Genomic DNA, 18285 nt, shown 5'->3' with positions numbered 1-18285 from the left:
AAATTTCAATTACCAAAGGAGAATATTTCAATGGACATTTCGCAGATAAAGACAGACTTATGGAAACAGATTGATGCTCGAGAAGACGAACTTATAAAGCTGTGCTCGGATTTGATTTCAATAAACAGCGAAAATCCCCCGGGACATATGGAAGAGATTACAAATTTTATCACTTCTTATCTGGAAAAGAATAATATAGAATTTAAAATTGTAAAGCCCTCACCGGAAACCCCCAACATCATTGCAGAAATCGGAAAAAAAGAGGGCAGAACCCTTCTTCTTAACGGCCACTCTGACGTAGTGCCGGTGGGAGACCTTGATAAATGGGATTTCGACCCGTTTTCCGGAAAAGTTGCGGACGGGAAGATACTGGGAAGAGGAGCCTCAGACATGAAAGCGGGATTGGGCGGCCTGCTGTTTGCGATGACTCTTATTAAAGAAAACAATATCGACCTTAAAGGCAGCGCGGTCCTTACCGTAGTTCCCGACGAAGAAGTAAGCGGCAAGATGGGGACAAAGTGGCTTCTTGATAATGATGTAGTAACCGGCGATGCCTGTATTGTGGCAGAACCCTCCGGCTACAATAACATCGAGATAGGTCAGAAAGGGAGCGTATGGGTGACACTAAAAGCCAAAGGCAAGTCGGCCCATGGAAGCCTTGCACCGTATGCAGGCGATAACGCCATAGAAAAAATAATTAAAATCTGTGATGAACTAAAAACACTTCGCCAAGTAGAGGCCGACTACCCCCCTGAAATCGCCGATGTAATAGCAGAATCCAAGGCTATAGCAAGAGAAGAACTTAAGATTGCCGGAGTTGAAAACATAATAGACCATATTACCGTAAACTTAGGCAAGATTTCCGGAGGAATAAAGGCAAATATGGTCCCCGATTATGCAGAAGCCCAGGTAGACTTAAGACTACCCGTGGGAATAAAAGCCTCTATAGTAGAAGACAAAATAAAAGAAGCGATAGAAAAACATTCACTTTCCGGCATAACCTATGAATGCGACTGGAAAGCCGAAGCCAACTACACAGATGCAAGAAGCGAAATAGTGGAGATTGTAGCCCAAAACGCCGAAAAAATATTAGGCACAAAGGTTACCCGCACATATCAGTGGGCGTCCAGCGATGCTAGGTACTACAGACTAAAAGGCATACCCACCCTGCAGTTTGGCCCTGCAAACACAGAAGGCATTCATTCTTACAACGAGACAGTAGATGTAAAAGATGTGATAAATGCGGCTAAGGTTTATGTAGGAAGCATAATAGATTATTTGAACCTATGAAAAGCGAAAAGCCTAAAATATGTTTGAATATTTATTTTGCTCAGCACCTTTATATCTGTTATAATTAAAGCAAGAATATTTCCAAGACAGAAAAGAAAGGGGCTGAAAATATGTTTTTAGATATACTGATGTTGTTTTTTATAATTTCAGCGCTGCAGCCTATGCTGACCCAAGCAGCACTGAGAATGTCCCGCCAAAGGCTTATAGCGCGCCTTGAGGAGAAAAATAAGTCAAGGGTTATTACTCTTATCCACAGACAAGAAACCATGAGTATTCTGGGTTTCCCCGTAATGCGCTACATCGACATAAATGATTCCGAAAGGGTAATCCGAGCTATTCAGGCAACTGATGATAATACCCCGATAGATATGATTTTACACACTCCCGGCGGAGTAGCACTGGCGGCCCTTCAGATAGCCAGAGCCTTAAAGCTTCACAAGGGAAAGGTTACAGTATATGTGCCGCACTATGCGATGTCAGGAGGAACTCTTATCGCTCTTGCGGCAGACGAAATAGTGATGGGTAAAAATGCTATGTTAGGACCGGTGGATCCTCAATTGGGGCAGTATCCGGCACCTTCTATTGTAAGCGTGCTGAAACAAAAACCAATAGCAAATATAAGCGATGAAACAATTATAATGGCAGATGTTGCACGAAAGGCAATAAACCAGCTGAGAAACAGCATTATCAACCTGCTTCCGGACGAGCACCCTATGGACGAAAAAGAAAGTCTTGCAGATATTTTGACACAGGGTATTTGGACTCACGATTTTCCTATTAATGTAGATGTGGCAAAGGGCTTAGGATTAAATGTCAGCACAGATATGTCGCAAGAAGTATTTGAGCTAATGAACCTATTCCCGCAGCCGACCCAGTACACGCCTTCAGTTGAATATGGTTCAACCGAACGCAGATCACAACCCAGACGGCCGCACTGAATACAAAAAACGGAGGTTTGCAAATGAATATAGCTCTTATAGCACATGATGCAAAAAAAGAGAGAATGATCGAGTTTGCAATAGCTTATCAAGACATTCTAAAAGACCACATTCTTTTTGCAACCGGAACCACAGGCAAGAAGATAATGGAAGCCACGGGATTACAAGTAAACCGCGTCCAGTCAGGGCCGTTAGGCGGAGATCAGCAGATAGGCGGCATGGTAGCAAGTGAAAAGATTGACATGGTAATCTTTTTAAGAGACCCCTTAACCGCTCAGCCCCACGAACCTGATATAAATGCACTTATGAGAGTATGCGATGTTCACAACGTGCCCCTCGCAACAAACATTGCCACCGCAGAAATTCTTATAAAAGGCCTCATGAGAGGAGATCTGGACTGGAGGAAAGTGGTTAACCCCACATGAGAAGAGGACAAGAGAGGGAGAAGGAGAAGAAGAGAAAGGAGAACACAGAGGAGCGAGAGAAGAACACAGGGGGACGGTTCGAGACCACTGAGAACAAACACAGAGACCAGCTAACTAAAGTCAAGTCATTTTTTAAAAATAAATTCTAAGAAAAATAGGTATAACAAAGAAGCCTTTAAAAATAACAAACATTTTTACAAAGGCAAGGAAAAATATTCGCATTTAACATCATAATTTAAGCAGCTTTTGAACGGTAAAGCTTAATTTGTTCTTCAGGAGTAATCATAACAAACGGATGCTTGTTTTTAAGAACCGAAAATATTATTCTAACCAGCTTATTCATTACTGCGCCTAAAGCTTGTTTTTTAGGTTTAGACTTGATCTTCTTTTGGTAATAGTCATAGATAACCGGATTAACGCATCTTGCTTTGGAATCTTTTCTAACGGATATAGTGGCCGCAATATAAAGAGCCTTGCGTATATAGGCAGAGCCCCTCTTGGTAAATTTATTTTTAGTTCCAACAAAATTTCCTGATTGTTTGACACTTGGATCAATGCCGCAATAAGCCACCAATTGTTTAGCGTTATTAAACCGGCTGATATCGCCAACCTCGCTTACAATAACAGATGACAGCCTTTTACCAAAGCCCGGAATACTGCTGATTAAAGAAACCTCAGGTATGGTAATTGCAAGCCTTTGAATCATCTCATCTAGCTCTGTAAGCTTATCGTTTAAATACTTTAAGTTTTGAGCGTAAATACAGATGACATCATACAGAGCACTTAAAGTTATTCCGGTTTCTTTAGCATCTTTTGCGCATTGAATAAGCAACTGGTACTTATCTAGAGCATATTTTAAAGACCTTCTGGAGCAAGAACGAATTAAGCTTGCAACATCCTCCTTAGGCGAGCTTAAAAGCGCATCCGGAGAAGAATATCTTGCAAGCAGTTCAACACAAGTCTTGGAAGAAATGTTAAAAATCCTTGTAAAGCCCGGCAAAACTTGATCAACAGCAGCTGTTAACTGATTTAGCATACTTATCCTTTGTTCCGACAATGAAAAGTAAGCCCTGGACAATACCTTAAGATTTGCTATAGAATCATCAAAGGGGCGATGCTGCTGTAAATCACAAACGAAATAAAGCCTGGCCAATTCTTCTGCATCTGCTTTATCATTTTTTACTTTTCGAATCGAAGAATTTTTGATAGAATGAGATTGAAGTGGATTAACTAAAAATACTTCAAACTCATTCTTACCAAATAAGTGGACTAGGCGTGTAGAATAGTGTCCGGTGGATTCCAAGACGATTACTGGCCTATTTTTAAAAGCCTTCTCCACCTTTTTTAATTTTTCTAAGACAAAATCCAATCCCTCTTTTGTGTTAAATGCTTTAAATGGCTCCAAATATTTTTTGCCATCAGGAGAAAGAACACAGTAGTAGCAAAAATCTTTAGCTACATCGACACCAACTACAGGGTTAACATTATTCATAAAAACCAACCCCCAAACAAATATTGTAGAAGGATCATCCATTTCGCTGCCAAAGTTTACAGCCTTGCACGTTAAGCGGGAATAAGCAAATCCCAACCAGCCAAAACGTATATACTTTTTGAAATGGATTAATAGTCTTTGTGCCGGGTATAGAAAAAATCTTCCCTGGGACGGTTGCATTAATATCCTTCAAAAACATTATACTATACTAGAAAGCTAATATTCGGGTTTTGCTGCATTAAAAAATGGATAACCCTTCTATCTCATATTACAAGGGACGGTTCTTTTGTGTTGTCAGACAACACAAAAGAACCGTCCCTCTGTGTTTGTGGTTAGCTGGTCTCTGTGTTCTGGTTAGCTGGTCTCTGTGTTCTGGTTAGCTGGTCTCTGTGTTCTGTGTGTTCTGCTGTGTGTGTATTATACCTTTACGCCAAGGTTTAAGATCTCGTCTACATTTACAACTTCTCCGGGTTTTACTCCGGCGATTATCTTGCGGCTAAGCGGTGTCTCAATTTCTTGCTGAATCAGTCTCTTTAGAGGCCGTGCGCCATACAGCGGATCGAAGCCTTTCTTGGCCAGGTATTTTATGGTCTTATCTGACCAGGTAAGTTCGATGCCTGCCGTTTCTTTTACTCGTTTTGCAAAATTGCTGAGCAAAAGTTCTGCTATCTTTTCTACATGCTCCGGTTCTAGCGGATGGAACACTATTATCTCATCAACACGGTTTATGAATTCAGGCTTGAAGTAGAGTCTCAAGAGACCCATAACCTTTTCTTTTATTTCTGCAAAGTTCTTGTTACCGGAAGCCTGGAATTCGAGGATTTCCTGACTGCCGATGTTAGATGTCATTATAAGCACTGTGTTTCTAAAATCAACTGTCCGGCCTTTACCGTCAGTAAGCCTTCCGTCGTCGAGGATTTGCAGCAGCACGTTGAACACGTCGCTGTGGGCTTTTTCTATTTCATCAAAAAGTATTACTGAATACGGATGGGTGCGAACTGCTTCGGTAAGCTGTCCGCCTTCCTCGTAGCCTACATATCCCGGAGGAGCGCCGATAAGCCTTGAGACTGAGTGCTTTTCCATATACTCGGACATATCGATTCTGATAATATTTCGCTCATCATCGAACAAGGCTTCTGCCAGTGCTTTTGCAAGTTCGGTCTTGCCTACGCCTGTGGGGCCTAAGAATATGAAGCTTCCTATAGGCCGTCTCGGATCCTTTATACCGGCTCTTGCACGGATAATAGCATCTGCAACAGCTTTAACAGCCTCATCCTGCCCTACAACCCTGCGGTGCAGAATTTCTTCCAGATGCAGAAGTTTCTCCTTTTCACCCTGCAGAAGTTTATCCACGGGAATCCCCGTCCACTGGCTTACAACTCTTGCTATTTCTTCTTCATCTACTTCTTCTTTCAAAAGGCCTCCGCCTTTTTCTCTTCTTTGCTTTATAGCTTCTTCTTCGGCTCTAAGCTGTCTTTCCAGTTCGTTTAATTTGCCGAATTTCAGTTCTGCTACTTTATTTAAATCATACTCTCGCTCGGCTTTCTCGATTTCCAGTTTCACTTTCTCGATTTCTGATTTTATCTTGTGAATTCTTTCGATTTCTTCTTTTTCTTTTTGCCAGATTTCGGTTAATCTGTCAAACTCTTTCTGAAGTTCCTGCATCTCTTCCTGTATTTTTTCAAGTCTCTTTAAAGATGCCTCGTCTTTTTCCTTTTTAAGAGCCGCTTCTTCTATTTGAAGTTGGATGATTTTCCTCTTTATTTCGTCAAGCTCCACCGGCATGCTGTCTATTTCTGTGCGCAGTCTTGCGGCGGCTTCATCTATCAAGTCTATGGCTTTATCCGGCAGGAACCTGTCGGTTATATATCTGTCAGAAAGCACTGCGGCAGCCACTATGGCGCTGTCTTTTATTCTAACGCCATGATATACCTCGTATCTTTCTTTAAGGCCGCGGAGTATTGATATGGTCTCTTCCACAGAGGGAGGATTAACCATAACAGGCTGGAACCTGCGCTCTAATGCTGCGTCTTTTTCGATATACTTTCTATATTCGTCGATAGTGGTTGCACCGATAACTCTCAGTTCGCCTCGAGCTAGCAGCGGCTTTAAGATATTTCCTGCATCCAGGGCACCTTCGGCAGCTCCTGCCCCAACCACTGTGTGCAGCTCATCTATAAACAGTATTATCTGACCGTTTGAATCCTGGACTTCTTTTAATACCGCCTTTAGTCTTTCTTCAAATTCTCCTCTGTATTTTGCGCCTGCAATAAGGGAGCCCATATCCAGTGCGATTATCTTTTTGTCTTTAAGGCCTTCCGGCACGTCGCCTGCCACAATTCGCCGGGCAAGCCCTTCTACAATAGCGGTCTTACCTACACCGGCTTCGCCTATGAGAACAGGATTGTTCTTGGTGCGCCGGGACAGTATTTCGATAACCCGTCTTATTTCGTCGTCTCTTCCTATAACCGGATCCAGTTTGCCTTCCCGAGCAAGCTGTGTAAGGTCTCTACCGTATTTTTCCAGGGCATTGTAAGTAGCCTCCGGATTTTCACTTGTAACCTGCTGACCGCCCCGAACCTTTTTCAAGCCCGAAAGTATATTTACCCTGTCAAGTCCTGCCTTTCGAAGGGCGTCTTTTACATCAGCATCTCCTTCTTCCAGCAGCGCTAGCAGCAAGTGCTCCACGCTTACATACTCGTCTTTCATATTCTGCGCTTCTTTTTCTGCCCGCACGAACACTCTTGCAAGATTAGTGCTCATGGTCAGCGGGCCGTCGTAGCCGTGAACCACCGGTATTTTCTTTATAAGGTCCTCGGCAAGTGATTTTACTTGATTTATATTGGCGCCGGCTTTTTCTATAATCTTAGGGACAATTCCGTCTTTCTGAAATACAAGGGCATAAAGCAAATGCTTTGAGTTTAGCTCTTGGTGATGATGCTCTACTGCAAGATTTTGAGCATCCATTATAGCCTCTTGCGACTTTTGGGTGTATTTACTAAGATCCATAATAACCGCCACCGTCCTTTCTTCTAAATATTACTACAATCATTCTACTACAAAGGTCAGAGAAAGTCAATAATTTTCTCTGACCAAGTCTTTTCACCGAAAAGGTGGAATTCCTGCAAAAGTTTCGTTTAAAAATTCCTCTACTGCATTTCTTGTTTCAGTGCATATACACTCATAAATAATTTCGGCCGGCCTTTCCTTAGACGTCATCACACTGTCGCGCTCTGGAATATCGCGTTTTAAAAAAATTCTTTCCACAATTCTGGCGTTCTTTAGGTATTCTTTCATTGTTTCACAGGTAATCGGTACTTTGAGTTTTACGCCATTGTAAAAGCTTACTATACATTTTCTGTTTTTTGCTTCATTTACCTCTTTAATTTGGAAAAAATTCAGATACCCCAGTGCTCCATCGTTTTTACCCAGGGGTTTTTCCCTAAATTTTACCGGTATCAGCAGTGTTTTTGGCGTTAGAGGAATTGGAACCTGAAGTTTTTTGTTTAATACTTTACCACAATTTTTTCTTGCTGCCACAAGGTCTACGTTACGGCAGTGGGCAAGGGTTTTTAAAACTGTTTTGCAGGTCTTTCTGATTACTATTTTTTCACCATCTCCGGCAATAAATATTGTAACGTTTCCTCTGTCATAAATCGGCAGCAATGCTGCAACCTTACGTTGTATAATGTCCTTTGCATCCAATTAGCTCCCTCCATTATGAAAGTCTTTTGTTCGAAAAATTTTGTAAAAGGAAACAAATCCATTATATGTGAACTTCGGCTCAAATGTCAAGTCAAAATACCATAATTTCCGGGGCCCAGCCAAAATCTATCGCCGGGACACCTAGTTGCAGCCCCTTTTACATCCTTATGCCGAAGGATGCAAGACTCGGGAATCTGATATATTTTTATAAGGTGGGCCAGCAGCGCCCGAAGAGAGGATATCTGTGCTGATGTAGGCGCCTTGTGCCCCTTCCTGCCATCTGGATTGTCCACGGAATCAAAATTGCCGGTAAGGGCTATGCCGATAGACTTAAAGTTCATACCTAGGGCTGTACAGTGAGCTCCACGCACAAAATCCGGCCTGCCTTTTTCCACATCGCCTGCTGCCCTTATCAGGTAGTGATACCCAATACTTACCATAACTCCGGCCTGCGTCTTTTTAAAACCCCTTTTTACATACTCTTTTACTAAGCCGGCAGGGGATGATACCTCTACCCCAAAACCTCTTGCCCTGTGATATCCGTCTATTGTAAGGGCAGATGAGTCAAAACCTGCTGTGTGATGTATAACTATGAATCTTGGATAAATTCTTTCCAAATCAAAACACTTCCTTTCTCTAATTTTTCATACCCTCGATTACTTTAGCAAGCTCATATATGCTCAAGGTAAGGCTTTCGATCTTAGCTTCCACTCTAACCAAAAGGTATATGGAAATCGCAATGGGGAAACCCACATTTGCCACTTGAGCTACTATTTCATCCATAAAAATCCTCCTTCCTGTAAAGGCCTATAAAGGTGTGGCCGGATACTGTTTCGTACCCGGCCAAAGTCTTAAAATTAACCTATAAGGTCAATAACTTCTTTTTGGATGAGGCGGGCCCCTACCGCTTCAACCAAGTCGCCGCCGGTAGTCTCAAAGATGTTTTTCTCCAAGATACTGTCCATCAGTGACTGAACCTGGTCGGCCGTAAGGTCGTCTTTAGGATCCTGCATTGACATTCTGGCATTTTTGCCTGCTTGGTTCTTGAAAATAAGTTCCAGGCTTTTATCCATGTTTATACCTCCCTTCTAAATTTTTTTAATCTTTCTACTCAGTAACTTCTGTAAGTTCGCTTTCCACAGTTCTGCGGATTGCGTGCACCGGATGTTCTTGGATGTCTGCAAGTTGGCTTGCGATGCTCATCACATCCTCGTCAGCGGCGCCGGTCTTTAGATTGTTGAAAGACCTGTTTTTGAAAATAAACTTGCCGTTTTCGTCTTTGCCTGTGGTTACAACGATGCGAAGACTTGAATTAAGTGGTGTTGAAATAACCGCCATGTCTGTCACCTCCTTTTGCCATCGCCCTGGGGCGTGTTTGTGACTTAATTATACGGGCTAAAGAGAAAAAAGGAAAAAGCCCACCTAGCTCAGGTTGGCAGCCCACCTGGCCCAGGTCGTCTAAAAATAGAGCAAAATACAGCCCACCTAGCCCAGGTCGTCTAAATTTCCTACTTTTTCTCGGCCCACCTGGCCTCAGTCCATCAGAATTAGACAAAATTTTTCTGCTTTTTTTCTCCGGATAGCAGGAAATTTTAAATTAAGGTCGAATAAACAATATATGGGATTAAGCCGGGTAAACTAATATGATGTGGAAAAAGGAAATAGGGCCTTTACTTCAATAAGGAGGCAGCAGTGTTGATAGATATCCATAGTCATATCTTACCGGGGATCGATGACGGTTCACCGGACCTTGAAACATCAATTAAAATGGCAGAAATCGCTGTATCAGAAGGAATTACCGATATGATAGCGACTCCCCATTTTATAGCAAGCGATAAGGAAACAGATAAGGCCGCAATCATTGAAAAGGTAGAAGAATTAAACGAAAATCTAAAGCAGCGATCAATTAACCTTAAGATATATCCTGGAGAAGAAATTTTCCTGACACCGGAAATTCCGCGGTTTTATGATGAGGGGCGCCTTCTTACGCTGTGCGGAACCGGCAAGTACATATTGGTCGAGCTGCCCATGATGACAATTCCTTTATATGCGCCGGATGTAATTCACAGCTTGAGGCTTCGAGGTCTTAATGTAATCCTTGCTCATCCGGAAAGAAATCGCGAAATTGCAAAAAATCCTGAAAAGCTAAAGGAATTTTTAAAGTTGGGGACACTTACTCAGATCAACTCCATAAGCCTTCTGGGGGCTCTTGGAAGAGATGCAAAACACGCGGCAGAGAAGATAATAAATTCCGGAATGGCTCATTTTGTTGCTACTGACTGCCACACAACCCGCTCAAGATCGCCCAGAATAAAAGATGCGTTAAAATTTTTAAAAGGGCAGGCGGCAGAGCTGTTGCTAGTAGAAAACCCCACTAAGATTTTGAAGGGAAGGGATATGGATTCTGCATCAGAGGCATATGATGGCAAGGAAATGGGTTTTTTCACAAAACTCGGTTTATTCATCAACAATATCTAACAGAAAAAGGAGGTACAGTGTGTTTAAATTAAAAACCGTCTTAGTTTTAGCGTTGGCAGCGCTACTTGTGCTGTCTTCATTTACACCGGCGCTTGCTACAATTGACACAAGCCTTATAGACAAAGGACTTGAGAAGTTTAACGAGCTTAGCCCTTCTACCCAAAAGGAAGCTATAGATCTCCTCAAGACCTATTTTAAAAGCAGCGGGACACTGGAAGTTTTAAAACAAGATCTGCCCTCGGCTCTTAAGATAGTTTTAGGAGACGATTATGAAGCCCAGCTCGAGGATAAGGGCCTTAGTGTAAGCCGGCTGAAATCCCAAGTAGATGAACTAAAATCCTGGAGCTATGAAGACAGGATGGCCATTATAGATAAAATACAAAGTGGCGACAGTGAAGGTATAGCAGACCTTGTAGAAAAATATAAAAATATTGAGGCACCTTCAGATCCGTCAGGAGGCTCCGGCACAGCAGGTTCTTCCACATCATCACCTGCATCCGAGAAAGAGCAAGAAACCGATACCGGTCAAGAGCCGACACCGGCGGCAGCGTTTACAGATATTACAAACCACTGGGCCAAAACTCAGATACAGTACATAGCAGAAAAAGGCATTATACAGGGTAAAGCAAGTGGTATTTTTGCTCCTGAAGACAGCGTCACAAGAGCGGAATTTACTGCCATGATGGTAAGGCTTCTCCAGCCGGAAGTTTCCGAAGAAACAGTTATTCCGTTCTTGGATGTAGCAGAAACCGACTGGTTCTACGAAACGGTGAAGACCGCATATGCAGCAAATCTTGCAAAAGGAAAGGGGGACTTGTTCGATCCTGAGGGCAAGATAACCAGAGAAGAAATGACAGTGCTTGTTGCAAGAGCGGCGGCATTAAAGGGCAAATCCGTTTCCATTGACACAGCGGAGATAGACCAGCTTCTACTGCCTTTTAAAGACAAAGAAGAAATTTCAGATTGGGCTAAAACTGAAACGGCTGTTGCACTAAAACTCGGTTTGGTCCGCGGCACAACCGCAGAACTTTTCCAACCTAAAGCAAACGCTACCAGAGCCGAAGCAGCTGTGATAATCTACAACCTATATGGAGTTTTAAACGGGGAAAGCGATACTATGACAGAATAAAAAATTGAAGGGGGTAAGACAATTACATGTTAAAAAAGACATTAGTAGTTTTTTTGGCAGCACTCTTGGCACTGATGCCTCTGGCCTATGCAAATGGACAGACAGAGGACAATGTGGACAAAGTGCTAAGTTATATCAACGACAAGATTCGACCTTTAGGACGAGGTACAGCAGTTAATCTATTAGAAATAGCGAAAACCAAAAGTAGTTCAGCGGTTGAGACATTTTTTAGCAAGTTGGATAGTGACTTAAAAGGCCGTCTTAGCAACAAAGGAATTTCACAAACCACAATAGAAAACGCGGTGGGTGCCGTAGAAGGCGATGGGTTTTATAGCGCCACAACGAGTTACATAAATAATTATTTGTTTGGAAACGATACTAACGTATATAATTCATATAAAACTACAATACAGGCAGAATTCGACAAGGTGTTTAAAGACCCAGGCGCACCCTTGGAAGACTTTGATGACAGTGTTGTGTCAGACTTTGACGGATGGGGAAGCTTCTTATCCAAACTTAAAAACTTGGAAATTGACTTGCGAGGCGATGCTGTTGAGTTTAAATACTATGAAGCTACGAACACGTTAAGTGTAAATGAGAAAACTGCAGGCGCTTTGAAAACAAAATTGAATAAATTTCTTAGCGATAATGATTTAAATATTCTCAGCAACGATGAAGTTTTGTCCCTTATAAACGCAGCAAATGCAGTGCTGGCTGATCTTTCATCAAGTGAAACTGCAACTTTAAAAAGTGCGCTTGGAGGCTTAGGATATACTGTTACCACTATTCCAAAACCCAGCGATGGAGGTAACGGCGGAGGCGGAACCGGCGGCGGAGGCACAGGCGGCGGAGGCGGAACTACTCCGGAAAAACCGGCAGTAGTTACTCCGAAAGATACGACGCAGCCTATATCTGTAAATATTCCCTCTGATGCGGTAAGCATTACTGTAAGCGACGGCAAGGCGGTTGTAAGCCTTAGCACCAGCACGGTAAATACGGTCTTAAAGCTTATTGATGAAGCTGCAAAGACTGCCGAAGATGAAGACAGGCCTTTAGTGATAACTATAGACCTGAGCTCCAGTAGAAAGATTACCGAGGATACTCAGATAAATATACCTGCAAGTATTGTTGAAAAAGCCGGGGAAGTAGATGCTAATATACTTGTTATTCTACCGGAAGTAAGTATCGAGATACCGGCAGCAGCAGTCGACATGGGCGATACAGAAAATCTAGAAATAGTTATACAGCAGATTAAAACCGGAAAAGCCCTTTCAGGCATAACACTTCCTGCCGGAATGACAGCTGTTGGCGATGCCGCGGACATAGTCATAAAAACAGACGGCACAAACGCGAAAATTACGGGCAAAATCACGATTTATTTCAACCTTAAGGGTATTACTGCAAATGCCGATAAACTCGGAATTTACTATGTAAACGGCGACAAGAAGACTATTGAATTTGTCGGCGGCAAAGTAGATAAAGAAAAAGACACTATAAGAGCTTCTGTATCCCACTTTAGCACATATGCCCTTATAGAATACAATAAGACCTTTGCAGATATAAAATACCACTGGGCAAAGGGTTATGTAGAATCTATGGCGGCAAAGCAAATAGTAAATGGCAAAGCAGAAAATATTTTTGCACCGGATGATGATATGACCAGAGCTGAGTTTGCTAAGATTATCGTAAATGCCATGGAACTTGATCTTAACAAATACAGCGGAAGCTTTGAAGATGTGAAAGCCGGCGACTGGTTTGCAGACTATGTGCAGACAGCTTTTGATAATAAACTCATTGAAGGCAAAGTAGCCGGAAAGGTCTTCGATCCAAACGGCAAGATAACAAGAGAAGAAATGATGACGATTATAGGAAGGGCAATAGGCAAGGAAGGCGCAGCGGATGCTGATACTATCCTTAAGTCTTTCAAAGACGGCGACAAGGTGTCTTCTTACGCAAAAGAATATGTATCTCTTCTGATTGAAGAAAAATTAGTAAACGGTTATCCCGACGGTACTTTAAAACCTGCAAACAGCATAACTCGCGCTGAAGCAGCCAAGATAGTTTACGGTTTCTATAACTACTATTAAAAAGGAGTACTCAAAGGGGTGCTGTGAAAGCGGAGCGCCCCTTTGAAAATTAAAAGCCATGAAGGGAAAATTTTTAAAATATGGGCTTATAGTTCTTGTAGTGATTTTGATAATTTTGGCCTCATCATATTATATTTTTGTAAACAAGTTCTATGACATGACAGAAAAATTGATACTTGAGAATGTAAAGGCGCCTGAGGCTGAAAATCCACCTTCTCAAAGCCCTCAAAACCCTCAAAGTCCGGCAGAAGAGCCTTCCGCAACCGGAGGGGAATCCCCTGCCGAAAAACCTGCGGCACCTTCACAAAGTGTGCCGGAAAAGAAAGCAGGTTCTTCCGATAAGGATCTAAGCACTCAAGTGACCTTTGACGATAAGCGCAGGATTATGCAGCTTGTGTCAAGCAAACTTACAGGTGATGACATCAGTTATCTTACTGGTCTTTTAAAAGGCGGCCTTACTCCGGAAGAAAAAAGGCTTGCGGTAGACCTTGCCTTAAAAAGGTTTACGCCGGAAGAAATAAAGGAAATACAAAATCTTTACTATAGATATCAAAAATATGCCTACTAGGGTGTGAAAGTTGCATGGAAGAAAACGGATTTATCCAAGAAGTAGAAGATGATGAGATCTCGCTAAAAGAAGTATTCGAGATTATAAAGAAAAGATTTAAAGCAATCGCGGCAATTACTGTAATATGTGTGCTTATAGCATCTATTGTGACCTTTTTTGTCTTAAAACCCGAGTATGAGTCAAATGTTACTCTTATGGTGGGCAAACCGATTCATAAAGTAGCAGTAAATCCTGATGAAGCAATAACTTATCAGGAAATCCAGACAAACCGCCTTCTGGTTTCAACTTATGGCGAGATTGCGAAAAGCCGGACGGTTTTGGAACAGGTCATAAAGAATCTAAACCTTGATGTAACAACAGATGTTTTGAAAGAAAAGATTAATGTAAGCCTTGTTAAGGATACGGAAATCATTCAGATAAGCGTTACAGACCAAGATCCTAAAATGGCGGCAACTATTGCCAATGAACTTGCCTCGGCGTTTTCAGACCAAGTTGTAAAGATAATGAATGTGGAGAATATACAGGTTATCGATAAGGCCATACCGCCTACAAATCCGGTAAAGCCGAAGCCAAAGCTGAATATTGCCATATCTCTTGTCTTAGGGCTGATGATAGGTGCTTTCACGGCTTTTGTGATGGAGTTTTTCGACACTTCTATAAAAAGTCCGGAAGATGTGGCGAAATATCTTGGTTTGCCGGTAATAGGCAATATACCATATGTCGAAGGGGAAAATGAATGAAACAGATACAGCAGCAATTAAATTCAAACGGGTTAATGGTAATGGATGACCCGAAATCCCTGGTATCCGAAGCCTTCCGCCTGCTGAGGACAAATCTGCAGTTTATGGGGGTAGACAAGCCCTTAAAGCGTATAGTGGTAACCAGCAGCAATCCCGGTGAGGGCAAAAGTTTTACTATAGCAAATCTTGCTATGTCCATAGCCGCTACAGGCAGCAGGGTCCTTCTTATAGATGCGGATTTAAGGAAGCCTAGGATTCATAAGATATTTCTTTTGGAAAATTACAGAGGGCTTTCAAGTATACTGGCAGGAGATATTTCAGCGGATTTTGTGCCTCAAGAAGCAGGAATAGAAAATCTGCATATTATAACCAGCGGGCCGGTGCCTCCAAATCCGGCGGAGCTTTTAGGTTCTTCTAAGATGAAACAATTTTTGAATAAGGTAAGCTCGATGTACGATATAGTACTTCTTGATTCACCTCCGGTAAACAGTGTTGCCGACACTTCCATATTATCTACAAGTGTGGACGGTGTGATACTGGTAGTGGAAGCAGGGTCAACACCGAGAGAAGCTGCTATACTTGCAAAACAGCAGCTGGAGAAGGTTAAAGCCCATATATTAGGTGTTGTGCTCAATAAGGTAAAACAGACAGGCAGCGGCTACTACTATTATTACTATTATTACGGGGAAAGCGGAGGACACGAAAAGAAAAGAAAAAAGCGGAGAAGTTAGTGAATTAGGGCATTTGCAATGGGGGCAAGTAATATGAGATTTAAAAGGGGTAAATTAAAGATATTGATGTTTTTGCTAGATGCCTTTTTGATAAATTTTGCATGTTTTATGGCACTGGCCCTTCGTTTTGACGGTTATGTGCCTTCTCAATACATACCTTACCTTTTAAAGACTATGCCGCTTGCAACAATAGCCGGTTTAGCCTGTTTCTATAAGTTTGACCTGTATGACAGGCTGTGGAGGTTTGCCAGCGTAAATGAGATGTTTTCGGTGGTCTGGGCATCAACGGCAACTTCGCTGCTGCTCCTTGCTCTAACCTATATGCTTCAGCTGCACTACCCTCGAAGCGTATATGTGCTGCTTTGGCTGCTGCTGACGGCTTTTACTGGAGGATATAGGTTTTTGATGAGGGTGGCATTGGGAAAAAGGCATCAATCTTTAAACTTTGTAAAAAACGGCAAAGATGACATGACAAATGTAATGATAATAGGGGCAGGAGATGCAAGTTCGGTAGTTGTAGAGGAGTTTTCGAGACACCCTTCTTTGAAAAGGCGGCCGGTGGCGCTGATAGATGATGATAAGAATAAATTGGGTATGAAGATTCGGGGCGTGCCGGTGGTGGGGACAAGAGAGTGTATTCCGGAAGTTGTGCTGGAAAAAAACGTCCGGGAGATAATTATTGCGATTCCGTCTGCAGACAGGAGAGATATCCGGGATATAGTTGAGATATGCAATAAAACCAAGTGCAAACTCAAGATACTTCCCGGCATATATGAGCTGATAGACGATAAGGTCGCGGTAAAACGGATTCGGGACGTGAAGATAGAAGACCTTTTGGGCAGGGAGCCGGTAAAAGTAGATCTTTTTGAGATATCAAGCTACCTGCAAAATAAGACGGTGATGGTAACGGGCGGCGGCGGTTCTATCGGTTCAGAGCTCTGCCGGCAAGTGGCAAGGTTCAAACCGAAGGAACTTTTGATATATGACATAAGTGAGAATAGTGTATATGATCTGGAGTATGATTTAAAAACGGTTTTTCCCAAGCTGAGATATACGCCGATTATAGGGTCGGTAAGAGATGAAAAAAAGCTTGAAGATGTTTTTAATAAATATAGGCCGGATATAGTGTTTCATGCGGCGGCGCACAAACATGTGCCCTTGATGGAGCAAAACCCGCTGGAGGCTGTAAAGAACAATGTGTTTGGTACTTTGAATCTGGTACGGGCAGCCGACAAGTACAAGACACAAAAGTTCATCCTTATATCCACCGATAAAGCGGTAAATCCTACCAGCGTCATGGGGGCCACAAAGCGCATCGCTGAAATTATCATCCAGATTGCTTCACAAAACAGCTCGACTGTGTTTTCGGCAGTAAGGTTCGGAAATGTTTTAGGAAGCCGAGGAAGCGTAGTTCCGCTGTTTAAAAAGCAGATAGAGTCGGGGGGGCCGGTAACGGTGACCCATCCTGAAGTTATAAGGTACTTTATGACAATACCTGAAGCTGTTCAGCTTGTAATACAGGCAGGGGCCTTTGCAAAAGGCGGTGAGATATTTATCCTGGATATGGGCGATCCGGTAAAAATAGATGATCTTGCAAAAGATATGATTCGCCTTTCCGGGCTTGAGCCCAACCAGGATATAGAAATAAAATACACAGGCCTTCGCCCCGGAGAAAAACTTTTCGAAGAACTTCTCCTAAGCGAAGAAGGCCTTACCGCCACCAAAAATAACAGAATATTTGTAGCAAGACCTACACACATAGACAAGGCAGCCTTTGCAGAAGAACTGGAACAGCTGAAAAACATCCTTATAGAAGAAAGAGAAAAAGATTTTGTGGAAATTATAAGGAGCATAGTACCGACATTTAAAACATTAACACAAGAAGAGAAAAGTATTTCTCAATGATTTATTTGTAAAGGACATTATTTACGGACAGAGTGCTTGAATGTACAAGCACAACTTATAAAATCGTGAACGGATAAGCACCTTCCGGAATACACTCTCTTGTTCCCACATATGCCCCACTGAAAGCCCAAAAGCAAAAGGAACAGGAAAACAGCAGTGGCCCAGAAAGTTTTTAGGGAGGTTTTATTAAGATGTATCGAAAATACATAAAAAGATTACTAGATTACATACTTGCGGTAGTTTTACTTGTAGCCCTATCTCCCATCATGCTCCTTGCCGCTATTGCTATCAAACTGGAAGATCCCAAGGGCCTGGTGCTGTTTAAACAAGAGAGAGTCGGAAAGAATGGCAGGATATTTAAGATTTATAAGTTTAGGACGATGAAAGTTGATAATAAAGCAGAAAAAAATTTCGATTCGAGCAAAGATGCTGAGAGAATAACTTTTATAGGGAAAATCTTAAGAAGGACAAAAATCGATGAATTACCGCAATTATTCAATGTTGTAAAAGGCGATATGGCGTTAGTGGGTCCGAGGCCAACAATTAAAATCCAAGTTGATAACTACACTTCTCGCGAGATGCGAAGACTCAAAGTTCGGCCCGGTATGACAGGGCTTGCCCAAGTCAATGGCAATGTAGCGTTGCCATGGGATAAACGAATTGAATACGATGTTTTTTACGTGGATAATTATTCGGTAATTCTTGATATAAAAATTCTCCTTAAAACTATTGCAATAATTTTGTTTGGTGAAAAACATTTTAAAAAAGAAATAACTAAAGCCTCAACTTAAATTGGT

Annotated in this window: 19 protein-coding genes; 12 read left to right on the top strand and 7 right to left on the bottom strand. The window is 42.2% G+C overall.

Annotated elements, in window-relative coordinates:
* The first annotated feature begins 30 nt into the window (after positions 1–30).
* The 4 genes from TSYNT_RS02955 to TSYNT_RS11825 all read left to right on the top strand — a co-directional run bounded on the left by TSYNT_RS02955 (position 31) and on the right by TSYNT_RS11825 (position 2802).
* Positions 31–1290: a M20 family metallopeptidase gene (locus TSYNT_RS02955; protein WP_059031641.1), complete on the top strand. Its 1260-nt coding sequence runs from the start codon at positions 31–33 to the stop codon at positions 1288–1290.
* Positions 1291–1400: 110 nt separating this feature from the next.
* A complete protein-coding gene (locus tag TSYNT_RS02950; RefSeq protein ID WP_059031640.1) occupies positions 1401–2228 on the top strand; it encodes an SDH family Clp fold serine proteinase in 828 nt (275 codons plus the stop codon).
* A gap of 23 nt (positions 2229–2251) precedes the next feature.
* Entirely contained in the window at positions 2252–2653 is a 402-nt protein-coding gene (mgsA, locus tag TSYNT_RS02945) for a methylglyoxal synthase (protein WP_059031639.1), read from the top strand.
* On the top strand, positions 2650–2802 hold the full coding sequence (locus tag TSYNT_RS11825; RefSeq protein WP_162780982.1) for a hypothetical protein: 153 nt from the start codon (positions 2650–2652) through the stop codon (positions 2800–2802). Before mgsA ends, TSYNT_RS11825 begins: the two co-directional genes overlap by 4 nt.
* A gap of 86 nt (positions 2803–2888) precedes the next feature.
* Here TSYNT_RS11825 and TSYNT_RS02940 read toward each other — a convergent pair whose 3' ends face one another.
* From TSYNT_RS02940 to TSYNT_RS02910, 7 genes are all read right to left on the bottom strand, one after another.
* Positions 2889–4145, bottom strand: a complete 1257-nt coding sequence (locus TSYNT_RS02940) for an IS110 family RNA-guided transposase (RefSeq protein ID WP_162780981.1) — start codon at positions 4143–4145, stop codon at positions 2889–2891.
* A gap of 417 nt (positions 4146–4562) precedes the next feature.
* Entirely contained in the window at positions 4563–7154 is a 2592-nt protein-coding gene (gene clpB, locus TSYNT_RS02935; RefSeq protein WP_059031637.1) for an ATP-dependent chaperone ClpB, read from the bottom strand.
* A 93-nt stretch (positions 7155–7247) separates the two neighbouring features.
* Positions 7248–7850, bottom strand: a complete 603-nt coding sequence (locus tag TSYNT_RS02930) for a competence protein ComK (protein WP_059031636.1) — start codon at positions 7848–7850, stop codon at positions 7248–7250.
* An 86-nt stretch (positions 7851–7936) separates the two neighbouring features.
* On the bottom strand, positions 7937–8467 hold the full coding sequence (locus tag TSYNT_RS02925) for a peptidoglycan recognition protein family protein (protein WP_059031635.1): 531 nt from the start codon (positions 8465–8467) through the stop codon (positions 7937–7939).
* A gap of 19 nt (positions 8468–8486) precedes the next feature.
* Positions 8487–8633, bottom strand: a complete 147-nt coding sequence (locus tag TSYNT_RS02920) for a YvrJ family protein (protein ID WP_083497619.1) — start codon at positions 8631–8633, stop codon at positions 8487–8489.
* A gap of 74 nt (positions 8634–8707) precedes the next feature.
* Positions 8708–8923 (bottom strand): DUF2922 domain-containing protein, encoded by a 216-nt coding sequence (locus tag TSYNT_RS02915; protein ID WP_059031634.1) that lies wholly within the window; start codon positions 8921–8923, stop codon positions 8708–8710.
* Between the two features lie 34 nt (positions 8924–8957).
* Positions 8958–9188 (bottom strand): DUF1659 domain-containing protein, encoded by a 231-nt coding sequence (locus TSYNT_RS02910; protein ID WP_059031633.1) that lies wholly within the window; start codon positions 9186–9188, stop codon positions 8958–8960.
* 357 nt (positions 9189–9545) lie between these two features.
* Between TSYNT_RS02910 and TSYNT_RS02905 the strand changes: the two genes are divergently transcribed.
* The 8 genes from TSYNT_RS02905 (at position 9546) to TSYNT_RS02870 (ending at position 18279) form a co-directional block, all read left to right on the top strand.
* A complete protein-coding gene (locus TSYNT_RS02905; RefSeq protein WP_059031632.1) occupies positions 9546–10328 on the top strand; it encodes a tyrosine-protein phosphatase in 783 nt (260 codons plus the stop codon).
* A gap of 19 nt (positions 10329–10347) precedes the next feature.
* Positions 10348–11457 (top strand): S-layer homology domain-containing protein, encoded by a 1110-nt coding sequence (locus tag TSYNT_RS02900; protein WP_059031631.1) that lies wholly within the window; start codon positions 10348–10350, stop codon positions 11455–11457.
* A gap of 26 nt (positions 11458–11483) precedes the next feature.
* Positions 11484–13544 carry an S-layer homology domain-containing protein gene (locus TSYNT_RS02895; protein ID WP_059031630.1) on the top strand — a complete coding sequence of 687 codons (2061 nt, stop codon included), beginning with the start codon at positions 11484–11486 and terminating at the stop codon, positions 13542–13544.
* A gap of 58 nt (positions 13545–13602) precedes the next feature.
* Positions 13603–14112, top strand: a complete 510-nt coding sequence (locus TSYNT_RS02890) for a hypothetical protein (protein WP_059031629.1) — start codon at positions 13603–13605, stop codon at positions 14110–14112.
* A 14-nt stretch (positions 14113–14126) separates the two neighbouring features.
* Positions 14127–14852 (top strand): YveK family protein, encoded by a 726-nt coding sequence (locus TSYNT_RS02885; RefSeq protein ID WP_083497617.1) that lies wholly within the window; start codon positions 14127–14129, stop codon positions 14850–14852.
* Positions 14849–15583 carry a CpsD/CapB family tyrosine-protein kinase gene (locus TSYNT_RS02880; RefSeq protein ID WP_114272586.1) on the top strand — a complete coding sequence of 245 codons (735 nt, stop codon included), beginning with the start codon at positions 14849–14851 and terminating at the stop codon, positions 15581–15583. The genes TSYNT_RS02885 and TSYNT_RS02880 overlap by 4 nt, the downstream gene beginning before the upstream one ends.
* 33 nt (positions 15584–15616) lie before the next feature.
* A complete protein-coding gene (locus TSYNT_RS02875; RefSeq protein ID WP_174221070.1) occupies positions 15617–17488 on the top strand; it encodes a polysaccharide biosynthesis protein in 1872 nt (623 codons plus the stop codon).
* A 191-nt stretch (positions 17489–17679) separates the two neighbouring features.
* Positions 17680–18279: a sugar transferase gene (locus TSYNT_RS02870; RefSeq protein WP_059031628.1), complete on the top strand. Its 600-nt coding sequence runs from the start codon at positions 17680–17682 to the stop codon at positions 18277–18279.
* The last annotated feature ends 6 nt before the right edge of the window (positions 18280–18285 follow it).

Source organism: Tepidanaerobacter syntrophicus, from assembly GCF_001485475.2.
Classification (GTDB): Bacteria; Bacillota; Thermosediminibacteria; order Thermosediminibacterales; family Tepidanaerobacteraceae; genus Tepidanaerobacter; species Tepidanaerobacter syntrophicus.
The sequence above is the reverse complement of the archived record's forward strand: the minus strand, read 5'-3'. Positions and strand labels throughout refer to the sequence as shown.